The organism is Pedococcus sp. 2YAF34 (assembly GCF_052114585.1).
In the GTDB taxonomy this organism is placed as follows: domain Bacteria; phylum Actinomycetota; class Actinomycetes; order Actinomycetales; family Dermatophilaceae; genus Pedococcus.
In genome coordinates, this window is record NZ_JBFRFA010000060.1 from 1 (window position 1) to 9,304 (window position 9,304).

General features: G+C 74.3%; 8 protein-coding genes. 6 read left to right on the forward strand and 2 right to left on the reverse strand.

All coding sequences use genetic code 11. The annotated features are described in order from the left end of the window. Positions 1 to 336: 336 nt before the first annotated feature. Positions 337 to 2,226, forward strand: a complete 1,890-nt coding sequence (locus AB4Z02_RS18470) for an adenylyl cyclase (protein ID WP_441972804.1) — start codon at positions 337 to 339, stop codon at positions 2,224 to 2,226. A gap of 4 nt (positions 2,227 to 2,230) precedes the next feature. Here AB4Z02_RS18470 and AB4Z02_RS18475 read toward each other — a convergent pair whose 3' ends face one another. Continuing rightward, positions 2,231 to 3,205: a LacI family DNA-binding transcriptional regulator gene (locus AB4Z02_RS18475; RefSeq protein WP_441972806.1), complete on the reverse strand. Its 975-nt coding sequence runs from the start codon at positions 3,203 to 3,205 to the stop codon at positions 2,231 to 2,233. Between the two features lie 105 nt (positions 3,206 to 3,310). Beyond that, on the reverse strand, positions 3,311 to 3,433 hold the full coding sequence (locus AB4Z02_RS18480; protein ID WP_441972808.1) for a hypothetical protein: 123 nt from the start codon (positions 3,431 to 3,433) through the stop codon (positions 3,311 to 3,313). Positions 3,434 to 3,616: 183 nt separating this feature from the next. Here AB4Z02_RS18480 and AB4Z02_RS18485 point away from each other — a divergent pair, with 183 nt between their 5' ends. The 5 genes from AB4Z02_RS18485 to AB4Z02_RS18505 all read left to right on the forward strand — a co-directional run bounded on the left by AB4Z02_RS18485 (position 3,617) and on the right by AB4Z02_RS18505 (position 9,261). Then, positions 3,617 to 4,831, forward strand: coding sequence for an allantoate amidohydrolase (locus AB4Z02_RS18485; protein ID WP_441972817.1), 1,215 nt, complete (start codon positions 3,617 to 3,619; stop codon positions 4,829 to 4,831). Further along, the gene (locus AB4Z02_RS18490; RefSeq protein ID WP_441972810.1) at positions 4,828 to 6,153 is read left to right on the forward strand and encodes a formimidoylglutamate deiminase; all 1,326 of its coding nucleotides are present in this window, start codon (positions 4,828 to 4,830) and stop codon (positions 6,151 to 6,153) included. The genes AB4Z02_RS18485 and AB4Z02_RS18490 overlap by 4 nt, the downstream gene beginning before the upstream one ends. Further along, positions 6,150 to 7,313: an imidazolonepropionase gene (hutI, locus tag AB4Z02_RS18495; protein ID WP_441972812.1), complete on the forward strand. Its 1,164-nt coding sequence runs from the start codon at positions 6,150 to 6,152 to the stop codon at positions 7,311 to 7,313. Before AB4Z02_RS18490 ends, hutI begins: the two co-directional genes overlap by 4 nt. Before the next feature lie 2 nt (positions 7,314 to 7,315). After that, on the forward strand, positions 7,316 to 8,251 hold the full coding sequence (locus AB4Z02_RS18500) for an LCP family protein (protein WP_441972814.1): 936 nt from the start codon (positions 7,316 to 7,318) through the stop codon (positions 8,249 to 8,251). A 140-nt stretch (positions 8,252 to 8,391) separates the two neighbouring features. Continuing rightward, positions 8,392 to 9,261: an LPXTG cell wall anchor domain-containing protein gene (locus AB4Z02_RS18505; protein ID WP_441972815.1), complete on the forward strand. Its 870-nt coding sequence runs from the start codon at positions 8,392 to 8,394 to the stop codon at positions 9,259 to 9,261. The last annotated feature ends 43 nt before the right edge of the window (positions 9,262 to 9,304 follow it).

The following is a 9,304-nucleotide window of genomic DNA, read 5'->3' on the forward strand; positions in this document are numbered from 1 at the left end:
AAGTTTCGTGCTGAGTAGGGCGCGGGGCTGGGGCTTGCGGGCGAGTGGCCGAAAGTTTCGTGCTGAGTAGGGCGCGGGGCTGGGGCTTGCGGGCGAGTGGCCGAAAGTTTCGTGCTGAGTAGGGCGCGGGGCTGSGGCTTGCGGGCGAGTGGCCGAAAGTCCGGGGCGCCCTCACCAGCCGCGGCAGGGGCTGCGGAGGCGTGGACGCGCCCTTGACACGGTCCTGGCCCCCGGCCACCCTGCACGGTGGTGACACGAGTCACCAGTCCCTCGACGAAGAGGTGCCCCGTGCCCCACCACCCCTTGCCAAGCCGTCGCAGGCGGTCCCGTACCCCGGTGCTCGCCCTCGCGGCCGTGGCCACGCTCGCGCTCGGCGGCCTCGTGGCCCCGAGCGCCCACGCCGCGGCCGCCGCGCCGACTGCACCAGCCGCACCAGCCGCACCGGCGGCACCCACCGACCCGGCCGCACCTGCCCTCGGCCCGGCGGTCACCGTCTTCGACCCGACCATGCCGGTCGCGCAGATCCAGTCCGCGCTCGACGCGTTCGCCGCCCAACAGGTCGACAACGAGATGGGGACCGCCCGGCACGCGTTCCTCTTCACGCCCGGCACCTACGGCACGGCCGCCCAGCCGCTGCAGGTCAAGGTCGGCTACTACACCGAGGTCGCCGGCCTCGGAGCCTCCCCGGGTGACGTGACCATCAACGGCAAGGTCGAGGTCTACAACCGCTGCCTCGGTGACGGCGGCACCAGCAACTGCATCGCCCTCGACAACTTCTGGCGGACGCTGTCCAACCTCACCCTCCACGTGGACGCCACCGGACAGGACGGCTGCCGCGCCTCGGCGAACTTCTGGGCGGTGTCGCAGGCCGTCTCGATGCGCCGGCTCGACATCAGCGGGGCCAACCTGTCGCTGATGGACTACTGCACCGCCGGACCGCAGTACGCCAGTGGCGGCTTCATCGCCGACTCGCGACTTCCCTTCACCATCAACGGTTCCCAGCAGCAGTGGTTCACCCGCAACAGCGAGCTCGCGGGCTGGAGCAACGGCGTGTGGAACGCCGTGTTCTCCGGCGTCGTCGGGGCGCCGGCGGAGGCCGGCTTCCCCGACCCGCCGTACTCGACGCTCGACCGCACGCCGGTGAGCCGCGAGAAGCCCTACCTGTTCGTCGACCAGCAGGGCCGGTACGCCGTGCGCGTCCCCTCCGCGCAGCGCGACAGCCGCGGCATCTCGTGGGGAGCAGGGATGACGCCGGGTCGCACCGTGCCGCTCGACCGGTTCTTCGTGGCGACGCCGTCCACGCCGGTCCAGGAGATCGACAACCAGCTGGCCCGCGGGCTCGACCTGCTCCTGACCCCCGGTGTCTACGACGTCGACCGGAGCATCAGCATCAAGCGCCCGGGGACGGTCGTGCTCGGCCTGGGCCACGCCACCCTGACCGCGGTCGGTGGGGCCGTCCCCCTGACGGTCGCGGACGTGCCTGGGGTCGTCGTCGCCGGCGTCACGGTCGACGCGGGGACGGTCGAGTCTCCGGCCCTGCTGCGCGTCGGCACCCGTCACGGCAACAACGGTGTCCCGCATGACGCCTCGAGCGACCCGACGACCCTCTCGGACGTCTACTTCAGGGTCGGCGGACCGCACGTCGGGCGCACCCGGACCGCTCTCGAGGTGAACAGCGACGACGTCCTCGTCGACCACACCTGGGTCTGGCGGGCCGACCACGGGGTGGAGCCCTTCACCGCCGGGGTGAGTGGCGACACCGACCGCTGGCGGACCAACACGGGGCTCAACGGCGTGGTCGTCAACGGTGACGACGTCACCGCCACGGGCCTGTTCGTCGAGCACTTCCAGCAGCACAACGTCGTCTGGAACGGGGAGCGCGGCACGACGATCTTCTTCCAGAACGAGCTGCCCTACGACCCGCCGACCCAGGCCGACTGGGACCACGACGGGGTCCGCGGCTGGGCCGCGTACAAGGTGGCCGACGGCGTGACCAGCCACCGGCTGTACGGCGGCGGGTCCTACGTATACAACCGCAACGACCCGTCGATCCACACCGCGAACGGCTTCGAGGTGCCGCAGGCGCCGGGCGTCCGCCTGCACCACCTGCTCACGGTCAACCTCGGTGGCGGCGTGCTGGACCACGTGGTCAACGGCGTGGGCGGGGCTGCCGACACGACCAAGGTCGGGGTGCCCGTCTTCGTCACGGACTACCCGGCCCCGTAACCGCTCAGGCCGACCCCCGGACGACGAGGCGCAAGGTGTCGTCCGGGGGCGGTCCTGCCGTGCCGGAGTGGTCGAGGGCGGCCACGACGGCGGCTGCCAGGTGTCGCGCCTGGGCGTCCAGGGACTGCGCGACGGTCGTCAGCGTCGGCACCGAGAACTGCGCCGCGGTGGTGTCGTCGACTCCCACCACGGCTAGCTGGTCGGGGCAGGCGACCCCCTCTGCCCGGGCCGCGGCGAGGACCGCGAGGGCGACGTCGTCGTTGTAGGCGGCCACCCCGGTGACCGGGGCGTCCCCGTCCCGCCAGGTGCGCAGCGCCGTCCGCGCCGCCTGCGTCGTGAGCTCGACCGGGACGACGACCGGGGCCGGCAGTCCCGCCTCGGCGCACGTTGCCCGGACACCCGCGAGCCGAAGCTCGGCGAACAGCCCGACCCGGGAGTCGGTTGGGGCGGCGTAGCCGAGGACCGTGCAGCCCCTGGCGACCAGGTGGGCAGCCTGCAGCCTCCCGATGCGCTCCTGCGTCGCGGCGAAGACGTCGGGGACGTCTCCCGAGAACGGTGATTCGATGGCCCGGATCCCCGCCCGCTGCATGGCTTCCCGGTCCTCGCGCGTGAACCCCAGGACCCCCACCACGGCCAGGGGCGTGACGGTGCGCCACAGCTCGCGCAGCGGCCGGCCGGGCCGGGCGTGGTGGACCAGGAGGGTGAGGCCACGCTGCGCCAGCTCACCGGCGAGGTGGTCCAGCAGGGTGTCGACGGCCGGCCCGAGCGGCCAGTCCGGGAGGACGTAGAGGACGAGGTCGCTGCGCCCGGTGCGCAGCGTCCGCGCGGCGACCGAGGGGTGGTACCCGAGCCGGTCCGCCGAGGCCCGTACGCGGGCGCGCGTCTCGTCCGAGACCCGTACCCCGGGGGTGTCGTTGAGGACGTAGCTGACCGTCGTCCGCGAGACCCCGCTGTCGCGCGCGACATCGGCGCTGGTCACGCTCTCCACCCGAACCTCCCGGCCGTGCTCGTCCTGGCGCCAGCCTAGTGAGCGGCACCCGCCCGCCGGGCCGGCCCAGCCGGAGTGGGCTGGACGCCGCGGAGCTCAGCGCAGAAGCAGGTTGAGCACCACCGTCAGCACGACCGAGAGCAGCACCGAGACCAGGATCATGGTCAGGCAGCCTGCGGTCCCCCCGAGGGGCCGCACGTCGACGTTTCCGATTCGCATGGGCCCGGTCTACCCCAAGGGCGCCTGCCGAAGCCGGGCGTCTGCCATCCGAGACGGTATGCGGGGCGAGCCGGGCACGCGCGTCACGTCCCTGGTGTGGAATGGTCTGGTTCGCCGACCGCGCCGCGGGTCGGCACCCGTGCCAGCCGAGGTCGTGGAGAGGGCGCCGTGAGCTTCGAGTCGATGTGGGCCGAGCTGGAGCCCGTCGGGCGCAGCGAGCGCTCGGGCGGCTACCGCAGGTTCGCGTGGAGCCGGGCCGACCACGATCTGCGCGAGTGGTTCGCCGCCGAGGCCGCCCGCCGCGGGCTCGACCTCACCGAGGACCGGATGGGCAACCAGTGGGCGTGGTGGGGTGACCCCGACCAGGCGGTGCGTGACGGCGACCCCGGCGTCGTCACCGGGTCGCACCTCGACAGCGTCCCCGACGGGGGTGCCTTCGACGGCCCGCTCGGTGTGGTCAGCGCCTTCTCGGCGCTCGATGCGCTGCGCGACAATGGTTTTACGCCCCGACGCCCCATCGGCGTCGTCAACTTCGTCGACGAGGAGGGCGCCCGCTTCGGGGTCGCCTGCGCCGGGTCACGGGTCATCACCGGCGCCATGACGGGTCGGCGTGCCCGCAGCCTGACCGACGCCGACGGCACGACTATGGCCGACGCGCTGCAGGCCGCGGGCCGGGACCCGCACCAGATCGGCCGCGACGACGAGACCGTCGCCCGGGTGGGCGCGTTCGTCGAGCTGCACGTGGAGCAGGGCCGGGCGCTCGTCGACCTCGGCCACCCGGTGGCGGTCGGCACCGACATCTGGCCGCACGGCCGCTGGCGGCTCGACTTCCCCGGCGAGGCCAACCACGCGGGGACGACGCGGCTCGAGGACCGCCACGACGCCATGCTCGGCTTCGCCGGCGCCGTGCTGGCCGCACGGGAGGCGGCCACCACGCACGGCTGCGTCGCGACGGTCGGCAAGGTCGCCGTCACCCCCGGCGGGGTCAACGCCATACCCAGCGCCGTGACCGGCTGGCTCGACGCGCGCGGGGCGAGCCCGCGGGCGGTGCGCCGGGCGGTGGCCGACGTCCGCTCGATGGTCGAGCAGGCCGGCGGGGTGGTGAGCGAGGAGTCCTGGACGGCCTCGACGCCGTTCGACGCGGTGCTCGGCGCCCGGCTGCAGACGGTGCTGGGCGACGTGCCGGCCCTCGGCACGGGGGCAGGCCATGACGCGGGGATCCTCGCCAACGCCGGCGTGCCCACGGCGATGCTCTTCGTCCGCAACCCCACCGGTGTCTCGCACTCGCCCCGCGAGCATGCCGAGCTGTCCGACTGCCTCGAGGGCGTCCAGGCGCTCACCACCGTCCTGGAGGACCTCGCGGGCGCGCAGGGTCCGGGTGCGGGCGGCCGGGCATGACGACGTACTGGGCCGAGCACGCCTGGCTGCCCACGGGACTCGCGACCGAGGTGCGCTTCGAGGTCGTCGACGGCCGCTTCGCTGGCGTGCGCCGCAGGGCCCGCCCCGAGCCCGGTGACGAGCGCCTGCACGGCGTCCTGCTGCCCGGCCTCGCCAACGCGCACAGCCACGCCTTCCACCGCGCCCTGAGGGGCCGCACCCACGGCGACGGGGGCAACTTCTGGACCTGGCGCGAGCAGATGTACGCCGTGACGCGGCACCTCACGCCGGACACCTACCACGCGCTTGCCCGGGCGGTGTTCGCCGAGATGGCGCTGGCAGGCATCACGGTGGTCGGCGAGTTCCACTACCTGCACCACGAGGCGCAAGGACGCCACTACAGCGACCCGAACGCGATGGGGCACGCCCTCGTCGAGGCGGCCCGGGAGGCCGGGGTGCGGCTGACGCTGCTCGACACGTGCTACCTCGCCGGCGGCCTCACCGGTGACGGGCACCTGCCGCTGGACGACGTGCAGGAGCGGTTCTCCGACGGGGACGTCGACGCCTGGGCGTCGCGGGTGGCCGCCCTGGAGCCCGATGCCACGACCCGGGTCGGCGCAGCCGTCCACTCCGTGCGCGCCGTACCCCGCGACCAGCTCAAGCCGCTGGCCGAGGTGACCCGCGGACGCACCGTGCACGCCCACGTCAGCGAGCAGCCGGGCGAGAACCTCGCGACCCAGATGTTCTACGGCGCGACGCCGACCCGCCTGCTCGCGGACGCGGGGCTCCTCACCCAGCGCTTCACCGCGGTCCACGCCACCCACCTCACCGACGACGACACCGCGCTGCTGGGAAACCACCGGACCACCGCGTGCTTCTGCCCCACGACCGAGCGCGACCTCGCCGACGGCATCGGACCCGCCAGGGCGCTGGCCGACGCGGGCGTGCGGCTGACCCTCGGGTCCGACCAGCACGCCGTGATCGACCTCTTCGAGGAGGTCCGGGGCCTGGAGATGCACGAGCGCCTCGCGAGCAACGAGCGTGGCCGGTTCACCGCCGACGAGCTCATGCGGGCCGCGAGCGTCGACGGCTACCGCAGCCTCGGGTGGGCCGAGGGTGGCACGGTTGCCGACGGCGAGCCTGCAGACTTCGTCCTCGTGCGCACCGACACGGTCAACACCGCCGGCTCGAAGGCAGGCCAGATCCTCTACAGCGCCACGCGCTCCGACGTCGACCTGGTGGTCGTCGGCGGCCGGGTCGTCGTCCGCGACGGGCAGCACCGGCTGGGCGACGTGGCCGGCCTCCTGACGTCGTCGCTGGCCGCCGTGCGGGAGCACCGGTGAGCAGCACCGTCGTCGCCGGCATCGGTGAGCTCGTCACCTGTGACGGGGCCGGCACGGACGGGCTCGGCGCCCGGACCGGCGCCGCGGTGGTGGTCGAGGACGGCCTCGTCGCGTGGATCGGTCCGCAGTCGGCGGCGCCCGCCGCCGACCGGCGCGTCGACGTCGGCGGCCGAGCCGTCCTACCCGGCTTCGTCGACTCCCACGCCCACCTGGTGTTCGCCGGCGACCGGGGGGACGAGTTCGCTGCCCGGATGGCCGGCACGCCCTACGACGGCGGCGGGATCGGGGTGTCGGTGGCTGCGACCCGTGCCGCGACCGACGACGAGCTGCGCGCGCTGCTGGCCGCCCGGGTCGCGGAGATGCGCGCGCAGGGGACGACCACCGTGGAGGTGAAGAGCGGCTACGGGCTCACCGTCGAGGACGAGGTGCGCGCCCTGCGCCTGGCCCGCGAGGTCACGCAGGAGACGACGTTCCTCGGGGCGCACGTCGTGCCGGCCGAGTACGCCGCCGACCGCGCGGCGTACCTCGACCTGGTGACGGGCCCGATGCTCGCGGCCGCGGCGCCGTACGCCCGTTGGGTCGACGTCTTCTGCGAGCCCCACTCGGCCCACGCCTTCACCGCCGAGGAGGCCCGTGCCGTGCTGGTCGCGGGGCGGGAGGCCGGGCTCGGGCTGCGCGTCCACGGCAACCAGCTGGGCCCCGGACCCGGCGTCCAGCTTGCCGTCGAGCTCGGCGCCGCCAGTGTCGACCACTGCACCTACCTGTCCGGCGCGGACGTCGACGCGCTCGCCGCCGGCACCACCGTCGCCACGCTGCTGCCGGGCGTGGAGTTCTCTACGCGCTCGCCCTACCCCGACGCAGCCGCCCTGCTGCAGGCCGGGGTCGACATCGCCCTCGCCACCGACTGCAACCCGGGCACCTGCTACTCCTCGTCCATGCCGTTCGTCATCGCCCTCGCCGTTCGCGAGATGGGCCTGACGCCGGGGCAGGCCGTGTACGCCGCGACAGCCGGCTCGGCGAGGTCGCTGCGTCGCGACGACGTCGGCCGGCTGGTCGTGGGCGCCCGCGCCGACCTCACCGTGCTCGACGCCCCCTCGCACGTGCACCTGTCCTACCGGGCCGGCGTGCCGATCGCCCGTGCGCTGGACCTCCGGGCCTGAGGGTGGCGTCCCGGACCCGCCGGCGTCGCGCCGGCGTCGTCGCCGCGGCCACCCTGCTCGTGGCGGCGTTGGTGGTCGTCGGGGACGCGCTGGTCCTCAGCGCCCGGGTGACGCGGCTCGACGTCAGCCCGTCGCGGTCCGGCGGCGGCACGACATACCTCCTGGTCGCCTCGGACTCGCGCGAGCGGCTCGACGCGGCGGACCAGCGCCGCTACGCGGACGCCAACCAGCCCCACGGTGAGCGCGCCGACCTCGTCCTGCTCCTGCGGGCCCCGCAGGACGGACCGGCTCGCCTGTACTCCGTGCCGCGTGACCTCTACGTCGGCGAGGAGCGGGACGCCCCCCACCGCCTCGGCCTCTCGCTGGCCGACGGCCCGAAGGCGCTGGTCGACAGCCTCTGCGCCGACGTGGGCGTCGGCGTGGACCACATGGTGGTCGCCGACTTCGCCGCCCTCGTCGACCTGGTCGACACGGTCGGTGGGGTCCGGGTCACCCTGGCCGCGCCCACCCGTGACCGGCGGGCCCAGCTCGACCTGCCGGCCGGCCCGCAGCGCCTCGACGGCCGGCAGGCCCTTGCCTGGGTGCGCTCGCGGCACCCGGAGGTGAAGCGCGGTGGGCGGTGGGTGGCCGACCGCGCCGCCGACCCGACGCGTTCCACCCATGCCGCCCAGGTCCTCGGAGGGGTCAGTGCCGCGCTCGACGACCCGGTCACCGTGCAGCGCGCCCTCTGGGCCGCCGGGCCCAGCCTGCGTCGCGACGGCGGTCTCCGGGTGCCCCAGATCCTGTCCCTGGCCAGGGCTCTGCGCGGCGCGGCTGCCGCGGGGGTCGTCGCCGTGCCGGCACGGTTCGAGGACAGCGCGGTGCCGTTCGCGTTCGTGACGGAGGAGACCACCGCGGCCCTGAGGCCCCTGCAGTCACCGGGCTGCGTGGGCGGCTGACCTCGGCCGTTCGGCCCGAGTGTGTTGCGTCGAGACGCAATGCGTGTCGTTTTGTCGGTGTGGGCGGCACCCGCTCGCTACTGTCGCCGCGCGAGCACCGCACCTGCTCGCCCTGACACCACGAACCCACGAGGAACCCCATGCCTGCTGCCCGCTTCCGCCTGTCCGCCGCGGCTGCCGTCGCCGTCCTCGGCGCCGGCCTCTTCCTGGCCGGTCCGGCCAGCGCGGCCCCCGGGACCACGATCAAGCTCGACCCGTCGGACGTCGTCATGTCCGACCAGGTCCTCAACGCCTCGGGCACGTGCGCCGCCCGCAGCACGGCTGCCGTGCTCACGGTCTCCCAGAACGGCACCGAGATCGCCCGCGAGAGCGTCAAGGTCGATGGGACCGACCTGTCCTACTCCGCCGACCTCGACGTCTCCAAGGGCGACTTCGGCGCCGCGAACGTCACCGTCGACTGCTTCCGCTACGACGAGCCCGCCGCCCTCGGCACGGCTTCTGCCCAGTTCCTGCTGGCCACCGACCTCCTCTTCGACGAGATCGACGTGACGGTCAGCCCGTACACCGTCGCCATCGGGTCGAAGTACACGATCACCGGCGCCTGCGCCCCCGGCACCACCACCGCAGAGGTCCTCGCGGGCGTCGGCGAGAACGACGAGCCCTTCCTCGACGAGGTCGTCACCCCGGCCGCCGACGGCACCGTCACCTACAACGACACGCTGACCGCCGGTGAGTTCGTCGACACCGGCGACGCGCTCGCCATCGTCGTCTGCGGCGACCCCAGCAACCCCGACGCGGTCGGCGCCGCCGACTTCACCATCACCGCCGCCCCGGCCTCGGCGATCCCGGTCGCCGTGCCCGGTGCCGCCCCCGCGGCGGCCCCGGCCGCCCGCCCCGAGCTGGCTGCCACCGGTTCGGACAACGGCCCGCTCGCCGGCCTCGGTGGGGCGCTGCTGCTGCTCGGTGTCGGGGCCCACGTCCTGCGCCGCCGTGCGGACCTCAAGGCCTGACCCGCTCCCCCCGCACGAGTGCCGCGCACCCATCGGGGTGCGC